Origin of the sequence: Nonomuraea salmonea (genome assembly GCF_042428605.1) — a bacterium.
Taxonomy (GTDB): domain Bacteria; phylum Actinomycetota; class Actinomycetes; order Streptosporangiales; family Streptosporangiaceae; genus Nonomuraea; species Nonomuraea salmonea.
In genome coordinates this window covers 101728-117323 of sequence record NZ_JBHMCF010000008.1, presented here as the reverse complement: position 1 = coordinate 117323, position 15596 = coordinate 101728, and the positions used below count along the sequence as shown (strand labels likewise).

Genomic DNA, 15596 nt, shown 5'->3' with positions numbered 1-15596 from the left:
CGGCGCGTGCCGGCCTCGTGCCGGCCTCGTGCCGGCATGGACCGGTCGGTCGCAGCCCGGTCGCAGCGGCCGCGACCGTGGCGGAACCGGGTGCCGCGTACAACGGTCGGCATGAGTTCCTTCACACCTCACCGAACCGGCCGGCGGGCCGGCTTCTCCGCGTCACTGCGCACGGAGTGGGCCGCGTTCCTCTCTGTGCGGGGCCGGGTGTTCGCCATGGCGGCTTCCGTGCTGGTCACCGTGTCGCTCGGGCTGCTGATCGCCGGGGGTGCCCGCAGCACCTGCGTGACCGGAAAGGGAGAGGGCCCCTGTCCCGCGCCGCTGGTGGGGCCCGACGGCACGGCGGTGAGCGACAAGTACTACTTCGTGCACCAGCCGCTCACCGGGGACGGCAGCATCACCGCCCGGGTGTCGGACCTGACCGGGCAGATCCGGCTGCCGGACGTCGTTCCCGGGGTGCGCAACGTCATGGAGGGGGCGGTGCCATGGGCCAAGGCCGGGCTGCTCGTCAGGCAGAGCCTCAAGCAGGGCACACCGTACGCCGCCGTCATGCTCACCGGAGCCCATGGCGTCCGGATGCAGCACGACTACATCCACGACGTGGCAGGCGGCCCGCACAACGGCCCGCAGTGGCTGCGGCTGACCAGGTCGGGCGACACCATCACCGGATACGAGTCAGACGACGGCCAGGCGTGGAGCGAGGTCGGCACGGTCAAGCTGGCCGGGTTGCCGGAGACGGTCGAGATCGGGCTGTTCGCCACCTCGCCTGGGGCCCTGTGGGACATGGCGCAAGCCTTCGCCCAGGCCACCGCCACCTTCGACCACATCGACCTGAAGGGCGCCGACGGTAGGTGGCGGCACGACGACGTCGGCGTCGCCATGGAATCCGACGGCAAGACCCCGCATCACCCGGGCGGGGCCGTCGAGTCCGGCGACAAGCTGATCGTCACCGGGGGCGGTGACATCGGGCCCGCCACGGTGGAGGGCGGGCTGCGCGCCGACCTCATGCTGATCGGCGGGGCTCTGGGGCTGATCCCGGTGCTCGTGGTGGCGGTCACGTTCGTCACGGCGTCAGGCAGGCGCGCGCTGGTCGGGACCGGCCCGCCGGGACGCCCGGGACGCCCGGGGCGGCTGCCGGCGGCCGAGGTCGTGGTGATGGCCGCGGTGATGGGCGCGGTCGCGTTCGTGACGGGACTGGTGGCCTCGGCGGTCGTGGTTCCTGCCGGACTGGCGCTGTTGCGCGCCAACGACAACCCGACCCAGCCGCTCACCCTGGGCACCGGGCTGCGAGTGATCGTCGGCCACGCGGCGCTGACCGCGGCCTCCGCCGTGCTGGCTGTGGGCCTGGCCGCGCTGGTCAAGCGGGCCGTCGTCGCCGGCGGGCTGGCCATCGCGCTGGTCATCGTGCCGTACTTCCTGGCGGTCGCGGGTCTCGCACCGTGGCTGCTGGTGATCACCCCTGCCGCCGGGTTCGCGATCACACAGAGCGTGCCCACGTTCGCGCATGTGGACGTACCGCAGTCACTGCTCGGAGGCTACTACCCGCTCCCGCCCTGGGCGGGGTTGGCCGTGGCTTGCGGGTATGCCGCCATCACGCTCGCGGCGGCGTCGCGAGTGCGGCGGCGGTGCCCAGGGTGATCGTGGTCTTCACGTCCGTATCCGTTCCGGTCTGTCCTGTCGGTGACGTGATCGCCTACGCTTGGCGCGACGGTGGCAGGTTTGTGACGTGCCATGAATACGACAGCAGCGGAGGGTGATGGACGCCGGCGACAACGCGCTCGCGGCGGTCGGGGTCGACGTCGAGGACGAGCGGCTCTACCGTGACCTGCTGCGCCACCCGCGCACGACGCTGCCGGAGCTGGCCGAGCACACCGGCCGTACGGCGGTGGCGCTGCGCCGCGCGCTCTCCCGCCTGGAGGCGCTGGGGCTGGTGAGCCGGATGGCGGGCCGCCCGGCCCGGTTCCTGGCGACCAGGCCCGACGTGGCGGTGGCCGCGCTCATCTCGCGCAGGGAGGAAGGGCTGGCCCAGGCCAGGCTGGCCTCGATCGCGCTGCTCGCCGAGACGCCGAGCACGCAGAACCAGTCGCCGGAGGAGCTGGTGGAGGTCGTGCGGGGGCAGGCGGCCGTGGTGCAGCGGTTCACGCAGCTGCAGCAGACGGCGGCCGAGGAGCTGCTGGTCCTCGATCGTCCCCCGTACGCGTCGGATCCCGGCGAGCAGAACGCCGAGGAGATCGACCGGCTGGCGCGTGGTGTGGTGGTGCGGGGCATCTACGACGTCTCGGCGCTGGAGGTCCCCGGCAAGCTGCGGCTGGCGCAGGAGGCGGTGGCGGCCGGTGAGCAGGCCAGGATCAGCCCGCAGGTGCCGATGAAGCTGGCCATCGCCGACCGCGCGTGCGCGATGCTGCCGTTGAGCACCACGGAGTCGGCGCATGCCGACAGCGCGGTGATCGTGCACGCCTCGATGCTGGTGGACGCGCTGGTGGCGTTGTTCGAGGTGCTGTGGCGGGCGGCGCTGCCGCTCCCGTCCGGCTCCCCCGCCGGCGGCGGTGACGCCTCGCCCGATCCTGAGCTGTTCACGCTGCTGGCGGCCGGGCTGAAGGACGAGGCGGTGGCGCGGCAGCTCGGGGTGAGCCTGCGTACGGTGCATCGGCGGGTCAGCGAGCTGATGGAGCTGCTGGGGGCGCGTACCCGGTTCCAGGCGGGGCTGCTGGCCGCCCGCCGCGGCTGGGGCGACCCTGCCTGACCACCCCTATCTGACCGCCCCTATCTGACCAGCCCCGCCTGACCACCTCACCGGCTGGCTCCCGGCATGAGCGCGGCCGCGCTCCCCGGACGAGCGCCGGGGAGCGCGGCCGTGATCCGCGGGCCGGGACGGCGCCGCGCACTCAAGGGCGCGGCGCTACTGGCCGACGTTGGCGTTGTACTTCTGGATGGCCTGCTGCAGCCCGTCGGCCGCCGCCTGCATCGCCTGCTGGGCCGACGTCTTCGGCTCCTGGCCGGCGCCCGCCGGGACGGCCTGCTCCAGGCCGACCTCGGCCGCCTTCCTGGCTTCGGGCATGATGCCGAGCAGGCAGCCGGAGGTGGCCGGCGACGGCTGCTGGGCGCGCAGCTGGGTGACCGCGACCTGGAAGTTGGGGTCGTCGTTGGACTTGGCCTGCGGGTTGACCGGCACGTACCCGGTCGCGGCGTGCCACTTGGCCTGCTGCTCGGGGGTGTTGGAGAACTTCACGAACTCCCAGGCGGCGCGCTTCTCGGCGTCGCTGTGGCCGACGGCGTCGATCCACAGCGACGCGCCGCCGATGATGGTGCCGCCGGTGGAGGAGGCCGACGGCTTGGGGAACGGCGCGGTCTTCAGCTCGAACTTGCCCTCGGCGGCCTGGGTGTAGCCGCCGAGCGCGGAGGTCGACTCCAGGTGCAGGGCGACGGTGCCGGTCTTGAAGGCGTTCTGCGCCTGGTCGGTGGGGCGGCCGGTGTTGGTGGCGTTGCCCTCCTTGACCAGGGTGCCCAGCCATTCGGCGAACTTGGGGCCGGCGCCGGCGCCGAAGTTGACCTTGGTGGCCAGGCCGTTCCTGCCGTTGCCGTTGTCGCAGTACTCGGCGTTGTCCTGGGCGGTGAGCTGCTCGACGAACCAGCCGTACAGGGCGGCGTTGAAGCCGTACTGCTTGACCGTGCCGCCCTCCTTGACGGTGAGCTTCTTGGCCCACTCGCCGATCTCGTCGAGGGTGGCCGGTGGCTTGTCGGGGTCGAGGCCGGCCTTGCGTACGGCGTCGGCGTTCATGTAGAGCAGCGGCGCGGAGGAGTTGAACGGCATCGACCAGAGCTTGCCCTTGATCGTGTAGTAGCTGGCGATGTTGGGCTCGATGTTGGCGTTCTGGTCGAACTTGTCGGCCTCGATGAACTTGTACATCGGCACGACCTGCTGGGCGTCGTACATGAAGCGGGAGCCGATGTCGTAGATCTGCACCAGCGGCGGGGTGGCCTCCTGCTGGACGGCCTGCTTGTAGGCGACGATCATCTGGTCGTAGTCGCCCTTGAAGACCGGTTTGACGGTGATGTTGGGGTTGGCCTTCTTGAAGTCGTCCACCATGGCCTTGATGGCGAGCTCGTTCTTCTCCTTCATGGAGTGCCAGAACTCGATCTCGACGGGTTCGGTGATCGCGTCGGGGCCGGGGGCGGTGGCGGCCTCACCGCCCTCGCCTGAGCCGCCGTCGCTGCCGCAGCCCGCCAGGGTGAGTGACAGCGCGGCCGCGACGGCCAGTGCGCCGCGCAGCTGCCGGGTTCGGGGTGATGCCATGGGGGGAACTCCGTTTCTGGTTCGAGGAGGTCACTTGACCGCGCCCGCGGTGAGCCCGCGGATGATGAAGCGCTGTCCGAAGATCACGAGTGCGAGGGTGGGGAGCAGGGCCAGGGTGACCCCGGCCAGGATGAGCGTGGGGCTGGAGGACTCGGCGTCGTTCAGCATGGACACGCCGATCTGCAGGGTCTTGTACCTGTCGTCGTTGCCGAGGATGAGGGGCCAGAAGTACTGGTTCCAGGTGGTCATGAAGACGTAGACGCCGACGGCGGCGATGGCCGGCTTCGACAGCGGCAGCAGGATGCGCCACAGGAAGCGCAGGTGGCCGCAGCCGTCCATGACGGCGGCGTCGCGTACCTCGACGGGGAACTGCAGGAACGACTGCCGCAGCAGGAACGTGCCGAAGGCGTGGGCCAGGAACGGCAGGGTCAGCCCGAGGTAGGTGAGCGGTCCCTTGGTCAGGCCCAGGTCGGAGATGAGCAGGTAGTTCGGCAGGATGATCGCTTCCCACGGCACCATGAGGGTCACCATGAACAGCGCGAACATCGCGGTCTTGGCCCACATGCGCAGGAACGCGAACGCGTAGGCGGCGAGGACGCTGGTCAGCAGCTGGCAGATGGTGACGATGCCGGTCTGGATCGCCGAGTTGAGGTATTGGCGGGCCAGCGGGATCGTGTCGAGCGCCGAGGTGAAGTTGCCGAGGTCGATCGCCGTCGGGATGAGCTTGGGCGGGTAGCTGGCCAGGTCGCTGGGGGTCATGATGCCGCCGACGACGGCGTAGTAGAGCGGGAAGACCACCGGCAGGGCGCAGACGCCGAGCACGACGTAGACGACGAGCTTGCTCGTGAAGGATGAGGTGGTGGAAGAGCGGCTCATCGGTAGTGGACTTTCCTTTCCAGCACGCCGAACTGGATGCCCGTGCAGATCAGCACGATGACCAGCAGCACGATCGCGGCGGCACTGGCGGTGCCGAAGTCGGAGGAGCCGTAGCTGAAGGCTTTTTCGTAGATCCAGTAGACGAGCGTGGAGGTGGCGCCGTCGGGGCCACCCTTGGTGAGGATGTGGATCTGGCCGAAGCTCTGCAGCGCGTGGATCGTGGAGATCACGATGAGGAAGAACAGCTGCGGCGACAGCATGGGGATGGTGATGCGGTAGTGCAGCCGCCATCCGGTGGCGCCGTCCAGCCTGGCCGCCTCCACCACCTCGGTGGGGATGGCGCCGACCCCGGCCGACAGGACGAGCACGTTGTAGCCGAGCGTCATCCAGACGGTGGTGATCGAGACGGAGATGAGGGCCAGGTCGGGTTCGGTGAGCCAGCCGATGCGTTCCACGCCGATGTGGCTGAGGATGCCGTTGGCCATGCCGACGGCGGGGTTGTAGATGAGCGCGAAGATCACCGACGCGGTCGCGACCGAGAAGGCGAACGGCAGCGCGAACACCGTGCGGAACATGCGCTGCCCGCTGATGCGCGACTCCAGCAGCAGCACGACGGCGAGGGCGCCGAGGATCGCCGGCACCACCGTGAACAGGACGAACAACGCGGTCGTGCCGATCGCCTTGAAGAAGGCGGGGTCGGAGAACATGGCCGTGAAGTTGTCCAGGCCGACGAACTTGTTGGCCCGGCCGATGATGTCGGTCCCCATGGTGGACAGGTAGAAGGTCCTGCCGAGGGGGTAGAAGACGAAGATCGCGAAGATGAGCAGTGAGGGCGCGAGGTAGAGCAGTGCTAACCGGCGCTCGCCCGTCGGTCCCCGTTGACTGATAGCGCGCGCTTGCATGGTCGTGCGGTCCTGCTTTCGTTCATGGTGTATTCACATTCGTGCTTGCTGGATTCTGCCTATCGCGGTCAGCTTGCGGTAGGCCTGACCAGTGTCTTCACCATGAACGTTCGCGGAATGTTATTCGGCCGACGAGGTGCCGTTCACGGGCGGTGGCCGCTCTGACAGCACGTGTGGCGGGGGTCGCGCCTCACAGGTCCAGCACGACGTCGTGGCGGGGGCGCGAGCAGCAGATGAGCGCCTGGCCGGCGGGCGGCGGCTCCAGGGGGTCGGGGGCGTACTCGACGTCGCCGGACAGCAGCGGCGTGCGGCAGGTGTGGCAAACGCCCGTACGGCAGGACCAGCGCGTGGGCACGTCGCAGGCGTCGGCGAGGTCGAGCAGGGAGCGGTGGCGGGGTGACCAGGCGACCGTCAGGCCGCTGCGGGCGAAGGTGATGAGCGGGCCGGTGCCCGGCTCCCCCGGCGGCTGGTGCGGGGCCACGGCGGGGCGGGCCGTCAGGCCGGGGGTGATGGCGTCGCGGGCGCCGAACAGCTCGGTGCGGATGCGGTCGCCGGGCAGGCCGAGCCTGGTGAGCATGGCGCGCAGGGCGGTCATGAAGGCGGCGGGGCCGCACAGGTAGGCGGTGGCGTCGGCGGGCAGGCCGAGCGGGGCCAGGCTCTCGAGCGTGGGCCTGCCGTGGTGCACCCCGGCGGCGAGACGGCGGGCCGGCCGGCCCGCCGTCTCGCCGCCGGGGGCGTCCCCGCCCGTGACGTCCTCGCCTGTGCCGTGCCCGTCGGGGCCGTCCTGGTGGTCCTGGTGGTCCTCGGTCGTGTAGAAGATGTGCTCGCGGGCGCCCGGCAGGCGGGCGAGCAGGGTGTGGGCCTCGCGGGCGAACAGGTGCTCGGCGCGGCTGCGTGCCACGTGGATCCACCACAGCCGCCGTACGGTGTGCTCGGCGGCCAGGCGGTGCAGCATGGCCATGACGGGGGTGGCGCCGACACCGGCCGAGGCGAGGACGACGGGGCCGGTCGCTGTGCTGGGGTCGCCGGCGAGGACGAAGTCGCCGCGCGGCGCCGCGACCTCCAGCACCGCGCCGGGGCGCAGGTCACGGTGCAGGTAGCGGCTGACCAGGCCGTACTCCTCGCGTTTGACGCTCACCCGGTAGTGGTCCGCGCCGGGCGCGGACGACAGGGAGTAGCTGCGCACCGGCGGCGGGTCGCCGGCGGCGGCGACCCGGAACGTGAGGTACTGCCCGGCCTCGGCGGCGGGCAGCGGGGCGCCGTCGGGCGCCTGCAGATGGATCGACAGCACCGACGGGGCCTCGCGGACGACGGCGGCGACCCGCAGCGGCCGGAACCCCTGCCATGCCTCGGCGCGCGCCGCCTCTCCCTGCGCCAGTTCCTGGAACGACTGCCGCCAGCCGGGGCTGAGCGCGGGGATGGCCAGCGCTCTGCGCAGGTCGCCGGGGTCGCGGCCGGGCAGGTAGAGCAGGGCGTCGATGCCGGCGACGGTGAACGCCTGCGGCCCGGTGCGCGTCTTGACGATGGCGTCGCCCGCCTGTACCTCGCCCTCGGTCAGGACGCGCAGGTAGAAGCCGGGCCGGTGGTGGGCGACGAGCAGGGCGGGCAGTTCGGGCTCGCCGAGCCGCATGCCGACGCGGTAGCAGGTGACGCGGGGCTGAGTGACCTCGAACTCCGCCTCGCCGACGCGGTAGCGGTCGCCGATGCACACCTCGTCGTCGGGCAGCCCGTCGACGGTGAAGTTCTCGCCGAACTGGCCGTAGGTGAAGTCGTCGCGGCCGAAGTGCTCCTGCCAGTGGGCGTAGGACTGGATCTGGTAGACCAGCACCGCCCGCTGCTCGCCGCCGTGCCCTTGCAGATCTCCCTGACCGTCGCCGTCGATGTTGAGCCGCCTGACCATGCGCGGCCCGGCGACGGGGCGCTTCCAGACGCCGGTGTGCACGGTGCGGCCCTGCCAGGACACGTCTTGCGGCATCCCGACGTTCACCGACACAAGAGTGGCTGCCGTCATGTTCCTCACAGCGTGAGTGCCCGTCATCTCCCACCCTAATCAGGCGGTACGGGCGCAGTACGGACAGAGTGCTGCCAGCGGCCCTTCCTACGGTGTGCTCACGCCCCTCGAGGCCGGGATCCGGCTCTCGGGGGACCCCCGCGTGAAAGGAAGACCCCGTTGAGATCCAGAATCATCGCGTCCTTCGTGGCCTTGGCCGCCGCGGCCTCCGTCTTCGTCAACGTGCCCGCGGCCTCCGCCGACGGGCTGAGCAACCCGAGCGGCACGCTCACCGTCGAGTGCGCCGGCGCCAAGGCGTTCCTGCAGGTGGACTGGAAGGCCGGCGACCGGGTGACGATCCGCTGGCGGGTCGACGACACCGGCACGGCCAGTGGCATCTCCCCCGTGCTGCGGATCTCGGCCCACGACTTCGACCACCAGGGGTCGGCGTTCATCTTCCCCGCGGGTGATGCCTACTACATCCACAACGGCGGCAACGGCACCCATGAGGTGGGCCTGAAGTCCAACTGGAACCCCACCGCCATCGGCAACATCAACCACCTGCGGGTGCAGGTCCAGAACGGCACGGCCGCGCAGGGCGTGCACTGCACGCAGGTGCGGGAGATCTGGAACTGGAGCATGATCGGTCACAAGAACGCCATGGGCAAGCGCGGCGTGCCGTACGTGCTGGGGGGCGAGGACACCGCGGCCAAGCCCGGCCTGGACTGCTCGGGCCTGGTCAAGGTCGCCTACGACGCGATCGCCCACTTCCCCGGCTGGCCGGTGCGCCGCGCGGTGGACATGTGGCGGTGGGCCGAGAGCCACCAGACCCCGTCGAAGTTCTACGCCAAGTCGGTCGCCTGGTCGGACCTGAAGGTCGGCGACCTGATCTTCTACAAGACGACCTCGGAGGATGTCGGGCACGTGGCGTTCTGGGAGGGTGACGGCAACGTGCTGGACGCGCTCGAGCCGGGCACCGAGGTCGCCGTGCATCCGGAGGGCGGCCTGCGCAACGTGCGGGTCGCGGCCTTCCGCATCCTGGGCGTGACGACCGTGTCCTAGCCCGTCCTCCTGCGAACGGCTCAGGGCGCCCCCGGCGCTCTGGGCCTTTCGCGTACTTCTGACCTAAGATCGTGCGGTGTCGCACGTCACGGTCACTGGGTGCGGTCACCGGTGACGCAGGAGAGCTTCGGTGACCTGCTGCGCGCCCTGCGCCGCCGCGCCGGGCTGACCCAGCGGCAGCTCGCCGCCCTGGCAGGGGTGAGCGCGGGCGCGATCCGCGACCTCGAGCAGGGCAGGACACGAACCCCCAAACAGGACTCCGTACGGGCCATCGCCGCCGCGCTCACCCTGGACGACGCCGACGCCGCACGGCTGCGCGCCGCCGCGCGCAGCCGGCCCGCCCAGCACGCCGAGGCTCCCGGCGGCGGGCCGTTGCGCATCCGGGTGCTCGGCCCCGTCGAGGTGTGGCACGGCGAGACCCGGGTCCCGCTCGGCTCCGGCCTGCAACGCGCGCTGCTGGCCCGGCTCGCGCTCGGCGCCGGCGCGCCGGCCGGGCAGGACGAGCTCATCGAGCTGCTGTGGCCGGACGGCGCCGCCTCCCGTGCGGTGGGCCTGCTGCACACGCACATCGCCCGCTTACGACGCCTCCTGGAGAAAGCCGCAGGCCCCAGCCCCGGCATGGGCATCGGCGCCGACTCCGAGGCCGGCTCCGGAGCCGTCTCCGGCGAAGGAACCGGCGAAGGAATCGGAGGTGGCTCGGGCAGCGGCTCCGCCGGAGGGACCGGCAGCGGATCTGAGAGCGGCTCTGAGAGCCGGCGCGGGAGCGGGCCCGCAGCAGTCGCCGGCCCGCCAGGGGGTGTGCTGCCCGGCGGGCGTGGCGGCTACCGGCTCGCGGTCACCGCCGACCAGCTCGACCTGCTGCGCTTTCGCGACCTGATCGCGCGGGCGGCCTATGACGGGCCCGAGGAGGCGCTGGCCCGGCTCGGCAAGGCCGTCGCGCTGTGGCGGGGCGAGCTCGACGTGCCGCAGCTCGCCTCCAGCCCGCTGCAGGCCGCGGTGACGGCCGAGTACGCCGCCGCCGTGCGCAGGTTCGCCGCCCTGGCGCGCGACCTCGGCGTACCGGAACGGGCTCTGGAGCCGGTGGGCCGGCTGGCGCGGCGGCACGAGCTCGACGAGCCGCTGCACGCCGAGCTGATCCTCACCCTGGCCGCGAGCGGCAGGCAGGCGCAGGCGCTGGCCGCGTACGAGAGCATCAGGGCCGCGCTGGCCGACCAGCTCGGCATCGACCCCGGCGAGCGGTTGCGCGAGGCCCACCTCGCGGTCCTGCGGCGGCAGGAGCGGCAGGCGGCGGGATGGACGGCGATCCAGCAGGCGCCCGCCCCGCCCCCGGACTTCGTCGGCCGGACGTCCGAACTGGCCGCCATCGAAGCCGCCTTGACCATCCGCCACCAGGAAGCTCAGGACGCGGCCGGCCAGGATGAGGAAACCCCGGAGGAAGCAGGCCGGCGGCAGGAAGCCCCGGATGAGACCGGCGGACGCGGGCAGAGCCTCGACGCGGCAGACCGGCGGCAGGAGACCCCCGACGCGGCCGGCCTACGGGAGGAGGTGGGGGTGCCGCCGAGGATGGTGTTGATCGACGGGATCGCGGGTGTCGGGAAGACGGCGCTCGCGCTGGCCGCCGCTCACCGTCTGCGCGCCCGCTACCCCGACGGCCAGCTGTACGCCGACCTGCGTGGCTCCGACCTGCGTGGCTCCGCGGCGGCGCCGGAGCCGATGCGGGTGCTGGGCCGGTTCCTGCGGGCACTGGGCGTGCCGGGCCGGCGGATCGGGACCGACGAGAGCGAGGCGGCCGCGTTGTTCCGCAGCGAGCTGGCCGACCGGCGGATGCTGGTGCTGCTGGACAACGCGCACGACGCGGGCCAGGTGCTGCCGCTGCTGCCCGGCGCGGGCGGCAGCGACCTGATCGTCACCAGCAGGCGCAGGATGGCGGGCCTGGCCGGGGCGCGTACGGTGCACCTCGAGCCGCTGGACGCGCGGGAGTCGGTCACGCTGATCGCCGCGACGGCGGGAGCGCACCGCGTGCAGGCCGATCCCGGCGCGGCGAGGGCGCTGGCCGAGGCGTGCGCGCACCTGCCGCTGGCCTTGCGCATCGCGGGGGCGCGGCTGGCCACCCGGCAGGCGTGGACCATCGGCGACCTGACCAGGCGGCTGCGTGACGACAACCGCAGGCTCGCCGAGCTGTCCACCGGCGAGTCGAGCGTGCTGGCCGGTTTCCAGCTCGGCTACGCCGATCTGAGCGGGGCGGCCCGGCGGGCGTTCCGGCTGTGCAGCCTGCATCCGGCCGACGACTTCGGGGCGGGCGCGACCGGCGCGCTGCTCGGCCTGCCGGCCGCCGAGGCCGACCGGGTGCTGGAGGAGCTGCTGGAGGCGAACATGCTGCTGCAGTACGCGGCCGACCGTTACCGCTTCCACGACCTGCTCGGCCTGTACGCGCGGCGGCTGCTGGCCGAGGACCCGGAGGGTGAGGCGGCGCGGGCCCGGCTGCACGCCTGGTACATCGACACGGTGACGGCGGCGATGGAGTGGGTCTACCCGCAGCTGGTCAGGCTCGGCACGCACGCCCGCAGGCAGGAGGTGTTCGCCGGTGAGGACGAGGCGCTGGCCTGGCTGGACGGCGAGCTGCCCGCGCTGGTGGCGATCGTGCGGCGGACGGCCGTGTCGGAGGACCCGGCGGCGGCGTGGCGTATCACCGACCAGTTGCGCGGCTATTTCCTGATCCGGCGGCACGTGGAGGGGTGGCTGCCGGCGGCGCAGGCGGGCATGGAGGCGGCGGGGCGGGCCGGTGACGACGCGGCGCGGACCGCGATGCTGATCAGCCGCGGGCAGGCGTTGTGGTCGGCGGGCCGGGACGAGGAGGCGCTGGCGGACTGCCTGGCCGGTGAGCGGCTCGCGGCGGACACCGATCAGCCGAGGGCGGCGGCGTACCTGGCGCATCAGATCGGCTGGCTGCGGCTGGAGCAGGGCAGGCTCGCCGAGGCCGAGACGTGGCTGCGGCGGGCGCTGGCGCGGACGGAGGAAGAGCCGCGCGGGCACGTGCGGGCGGTCGCGCTCAACGGGCTGGGGGTGCTGCGGCTGAGTCAGGGCGAGCTGCGGGAGGCGGCCGGGCTGTTCGGGGCGGCGCTGGCGATCAACGAGGAGACGGGCCGGCTGACGTCGGCGCTGGTGAACCGGGGCAATCTGGCCAGTGCGCTGCGGGGGCTGGGTGCGGAGGAGCGGGCGGCCGGGCTGCTGGGCGAGGTGCTGGCGGCGTACCGGAGGGCGGCGAACCTACGCGGTGAGCTGTCGACGCTGGATGAGCTGAGCCTGCTGCACCTGCAGCGCGGGGACGCCGCGACGGGGCTTGAGGTGGCGCGGCGGGCGTATGACATGGCGATCGCGGTGCGCGACAGGAAGGCGACGGCGCAGACGGCGGCGACGGTGGCGGAGGCGTATCTGGCGCTGGGTGAGGCGGGCACGGCGGCGGCGTGGTTCGAGCGGGGCGTGGAGCTGGCGCGCGGTGGTTATCCGTATGGACAGGCGCGGGCGCTGGCGGGGCTCGCCGCCGCCCGGTTGCGTGCCGGTGACGTGGCGGGGGCGCGGGACGCGGCCGGGCAGGCGGCGGGGACCGCGGCGGCGTGCCGGTTCCGGCTGCTGGAGGGGCGGGCGCGGGCGGTGCTGGCCGAGGCGGGCCCGGATCGGCTGATCACGAACGTGGGTAAGAGAGCATAGCCACAGCAACCATCGAGAAACGGGGACGGCACGTCATGAAGGCCATCATCTACCGCGGGACCGGCGACGCCGGCGTTCTGCAGCTCGTCGAGCGTGACCTGCCCGAGCCCGGCCCTGGCCAGGTGCGGGTGCGCGTCGCCGTGTCGGGGGTGAACCCGACGGACTGGAAGACCCGTTCGGGCGCCACCAACCCGCAGAGCGTGCCCGAGGTCATCCCGCATCTCGACGGGGCGGGCGTGATCGACGCGGTCGGCGACGGGGTCGATCGGGGGCGGGTGGGTGAGCGGGTGTGGCTGTTCATGGCCACGCAGGGCGGCTCCACCGGCACCGCCGCCGAGTACGCGCTCCTTGACGCCGGTCAGGCGGTCGCGCTGCCGGAGAAGGTGGGGTTCGACGTCGGGGCGAGCCTGGGGGTGCCGGCGCTGACCGCGCACCGGGCGCTGACGGTGGCCGAGGACGGGCCGCGGCGGCTCGGGCCCGGCGCGCTGGAGGGCAAGGTGGTGCTGGCCGCGGGCGGGGCGGGCGCGGTCGGGCACGCGGTCATCCAGCTCGCCCGCTGGGCCGGCGCGACGGTGATCACCACGATCTCCGGCCCGGAGAAGGCGCGGCTGGCCGCGGCCGCGGGCGCCCACCACGTCATCAACTATCGCGAGGGGGACCCGGCGGCGCAGGTCCGCGAGCTCGCGCCGGACGGCGTCGACATCATCGCCGAGGTGGCGCTGGGCGCGAACCTCGCCCTGGATCTGGCGGTGCTGCGTACCCGCGGGGTGATCGCGACCTACGCCAACGACGGCGGCAAGCCGGTCTCGCTGGACGTGCGGCAGAACATGACGCTGAACACCCGCTTCCAGTTCCTGGTGCTGTACACGGTCGGCGACGACGCGCTGCGTGCGGGCGCCGAGGACGTCGCGGCCGCCGTCGCCGACGGTGCGCTGCCGGTGGGTGAGGAGCACGGGCTGCCGCTGGTGCGTTTCCCGCTGGAGCGGACCGCCGACGCGCACCGCGCGGTGGAGGGCGGCGCGGTCGGCAAGGTGCTGGTGGACGTCAGCCCGTGATGCGGCGCTCCAGGAGCATGCCGGGCCACTCCCCCACGGTGAACGGGGCGAGGCGGGTGAAGCCGCAGCTTTCGTAGAAGGCGACCAGGCGGCCGTCGTCGCCGGCGTAGCAGTCGACCCGCAGCAGTCCGAGGCCGCGTTCGCGGGCCTGCTCGGCGGCCCAGTCGAGCAGGGCGCGGCCGATGCCGTGGCCGGCGTGGCGGCGGTCGGTGACCAGGGCCTGTACGTACAGCTCGGGCTCGGTCGCGGGGGTGACGTAGGGGTGGGCGGGCCCGATGGAGATGGTGCCGGCGGGCTCGCCGTCGTGCTCGGCGATGTGCATGCCGCCGCCGCGCTGCCAGGAGGCGACCTGCTCGGTGCGGCGCTCGTCGCCGGTGAAGGGGCGGCTGCCCCACTGGCCGGTGCGGCCCTGGGCGGTCAGCCAGGCCACGGCGCTGTCGAACATGGCGAGCGTGACGGGCACGTCGCCGGGCCCGGCGGGACGGACGCGGATCACTTCTTCTTGACCGTCCTCAGGGCGCTGCCCTTCTTCCACTGGGAGAACGGCATCTGCCAGTAGCCCCAGCCGTTGTTCCACTCCAGCTCGCGGTTGGTGCCGGTGATCTCCACGACGTCGCCGCGCTGCATGTGGTCGTAGAACCACTTGGCCTGGTCGGGGCGGGCATTGATGCAGCCGTGGCTGACGTTGGTGCGGCCCTGGGCCCAGACGTTGTCCTTGGCGTGGACGTACTCGCCGGAGTTGGAGATCCGCACCGCGTGGTTGATCATCACGTCGTAGTACTCGGGGTCGTCCTTCTCGCGGCCGGGCGAGATCATGCGGACGGGGTTCCCGCGTTCCATGGTCAGGTGCACGCCCGAGGTGGTGGTGTATTCGCGGGTGTTGCCCTTGCCTGCGCTGATGCGCATGGTCTGGACCCGCTTGCCGTCCTTGTAGACGTACATCATGTGCTTGGCGACGTCGACCTTGCTGATCTGCTTGGCGCCGATCTTGAGGTTCGCGGTGTAGTCCTTGACGCCGTAGAGGTCCTTGCCGCCCTTGATGCCGTCGATGTTGGCGTTGAAGGTGACCTTCTGGTGGGCGGGCCAGTATTTCGCGGTGCGGTAGATGACGACCTTGTCGTTGATCCACCGCCAGGCGCCCTGGACGGGCTTTTCCGCCTCGACCTCAAGGGCGCGCTCGATGGTGGCCTTGTTGGTGACGGGCTGGTTGAACGTCACGATGATGGGGGCGCCGACGCCGAGCGTCTCGCCCTTGGCGTTGGGGGTGACGTCGGCGACCTGGAGCGCCCGCTCGGGCTTGGCGGTGGTGAAGGTGCTGGTCGCGGTGGTGGCGCCGGCGGTGGCCGAGACGTTGTAGCGGGTGGACGGCTTCAGCGGCGTCTTGGAGATCCAGCGGGTCTTGTCGGCGTTGAACTTACCGGTGACCTGCTCGCCGTCGGCCTCGACCGTGACGTTCTCCAGCGCGCCGCCCGCGGCGGAGACGACGACCTTCTTGTCCGGGTGGACCTTGCTGGTGCCCTCGGCGGGCTTGATCGCGACCGTGGGCGCCTGCGGGGTGGCGATGATGGTGGCGTCGGGCGCGTCGGGCGGAGGGCTCGCGGGACCGCCTGAGCAGGACGCCGTCAGGGCAGCCGCTGCCAGCAGCGCGAATGCGGTGGCGGGTCTCCTCGGGCCGGTCTGCGCGTTCAAGTTCTTCCTCTCGCCAACGG

At 72.2% G+C, this 15596-nt stretch carries 11 protein-coding genes; 5 read left to right on the top strand and 6 right to left on the bottom strand.

What is annotated here, in order from left to right:
- The first annotated feature begins 111 nt into the window (after positions 1 to 111).
- On the top strand, positions 112 to 1638 hold the full coding sequence (locus ACFFR3_RS07980; RefSeq protein ID WP_379482851.1) for a DUF1349 domain-containing protein: 1527 nt from the start codon (positions 112 to 114) through the stop codon (positions 1636 to 1638).
- Positions 1639 to 1756: 118 nt separating this feature from the next.
- A complete protein-coding gene (locus ACFFR3_RS07975; RefSeq protein ID WP_379482850.1) occupies positions 1757 to 2743 on the top strand; it encodes a helix-turn-helix transcriptional regulator in 987 nt (328 codons plus the stop codon).
- A 156-nt stretch (positions 2744 to 2899) separates the two neighbouring features.
- Here the strand turns inward: ACFFR3_RS07975 and ACFFR3_RS07970 are convergent, their stop codons facing one another.
- The 4 genes from ACFFR3_RS07970 to ACFFR3_RS07955 all read right to left on the bottom strand — a co-directional run bounded on the left by ACFFR3_RS07970 (position 2900) and on the right by ACFFR3_RS07955 (position 8059).
- Positions 2900 to 4294 carry an ABC transporter substrate-binding protein gene (locus tag ACFFR3_RS07970; RefSeq protein ID WP_364372943.1) on the bottom strand — a complete coding sequence of 465 codons (1395 nt, stop codon included), beginning with the start codon at positions 4292 to 4294 and terminating at the stop codon, positions 2900 to 2902.
- Between the two features lie 30 nt (positions 4295 to 4324).
- The gene (locus ACFFR3_RS07965) at positions 4325 to 5170 is read right to left on the bottom strand and encodes a carbohydrate ABC transporter permease (protein WP_345407201.1); all 846 of its coding nucleotides are present in this window, start codon (positions 5168 to 5170) and stop codon (positions 4325 to 4327) included.
- On the bottom strand, positions 5167 to 6072 hold the full coding sequence (locus ACFFR3_RS07960; RefSeq protein WP_364372940.1) for a carbohydrate ABC transporter permease: 906 nt from the start codon (positions 6070 to 6072) through the stop codon (positions 5167 to 5169). Before ACFFR3_RS07960 ends, ACFFR3_RS07965 begins: the two co-directional genes overlap by 4 nt.
- A 190-nt stretch (positions 6073 to 6262) precedes the next feature.
- Positions 6263 to 8059: an MOSC domain-containing protein gene (locus ACFFR3_RS07955; RefSeq protein ID WP_379482849.1), complete on the bottom strand. Its 1797-nt coding sequence runs from the start codon at positions 8057 to 8059 to the stop codon at positions 6263 to 6265.
- A gap of 183 nt (positions 8060 to 8242) precedes the next feature.
- On the opposite strand from ACFFR3_RS07955, the gene ACFFR3_RS07950 reads away from it, so the two are divergent.
- The 3 genes from ACFFR3_RS07950 (at position 8243) to ACFFR3_RS07940 (ending at position 13887) form a co-directional block, all read left to right on the top strand.
- Positions 8243 to 9124 (top strand): C40 family peptidase, encoded by an 882-nt coding sequence (locus ACFFR3_RS07950; RefSeq protein ID WP_364372934.1) that lies wholly within the window; start codon positions 8243 to 8245, stop codon positions 9122 to 9124.
- Positions 9125 to 9223: 99 nt separating this feature from the next.
- Positions 9224 to 12832 (top strand): BTAD domain-containing putative transcriptional regulator, encoded by a 3609-nt coding sequence (locus ACFFR3_RS07945; protein ID WP_379482848.1) that lies wholly within the window; start codon positions 9224 to 9226, stop codon positions 12830 to 12832.
- Between the two features lie 35 nt (positions 12833 to 12867).
- Positions 12868 to 13887: an NADPH:quinone reductase gene (locus tag ACFFR3_RS07940; RefSeq protein WP_379482847.1), complete on the top strand. Its 1020-nt coding sequence runs from the start codon at positions 12868 to 12870 to the stop codon at positions 13885 to 13887.
- On the opposite strand, the gene ACFFR3_RS07935 is transcribed toward ACFFR3_RS07940, so the two are convergent.
- Positions 13877 to 14383, bottom strand: coding sequence for a GNAT family N-acetyltransferase (locus tag ACFFR3_RS07935; RefSeq protein WP_364372925.1), 507 nt, complete (start codon positions 14381 to 14383; stop codon positions 13877 to 13879). The genes ACFFR3_RS07940 and ACFFR3_RS07935 overlap by 11 nt on opposite strands.
- Positions 14380 to 15576: a L,D-transpeptidase gene (locus ACFFR3_RS07930; RefSeq protein WP_364372922.1), complete on the bottom strand. Its 1197-nt coding sequence runs from the start codon at positions 15574 to 15576 to the stop codon at positions 14380 to 14382. The genes ACFFR3_RS07935 and ACFFR3_RS07930 overlap by 4 nt, the downstream gene beginning before the upstream one ends.
- Between the last annotated feature and the right edge of the window lie 20 nt (positions 15577 to 15596).

Excerpts from the sequence above, each read along its gene's own strand:
- ACFFR3_RS07975 (WP_379482850.1), top strand. The coding sequence starts at position 1,757 with ATGGACGCCGGCGACAACGCGCTCGCGGCGGTCGGGGTCGACGTCGAG.
- ACFFR3_RS07980 (WP_379482851.1), top strand. The coding sequence starts at position 112 with ATGAGTTCCTTCACACCTCACCGAACCGGCCGGCGGGCCGGCTTCTCC.
- ACFFR3_RS07940 (WP_379482847.1), top strand. The coding sequence starts at position 12,868 with ATGAAGGCCATCATCTACCGCGGGACCGGCGACGCCGGCGTTCTGCAG.
- ACFFR3_RS07970 (WP_364372943.1), bottom strand. The coding sequence starts at position 4,294 with ATGGCATCACCCCGAACCCGGCAGCTGCGCGGCGCACTGGCCGTCGCG.
- ACFFR3_RS07965 (WP_345407201.1), bottom strand. The coding sequence starts at position 5,170 with ATGAGCCGCTCTTCCACCACCTCATCCTTCACGAGCAAGCTCGTCGTC.
- ACFFR3_RS07960 (WP_364372940.1), bottom strand. The coding sequence starts at position 6,072 with ATGCAAGCGCGCGCTATCAGTCAACGGGGACCGACGGGCGAGCGCCGG.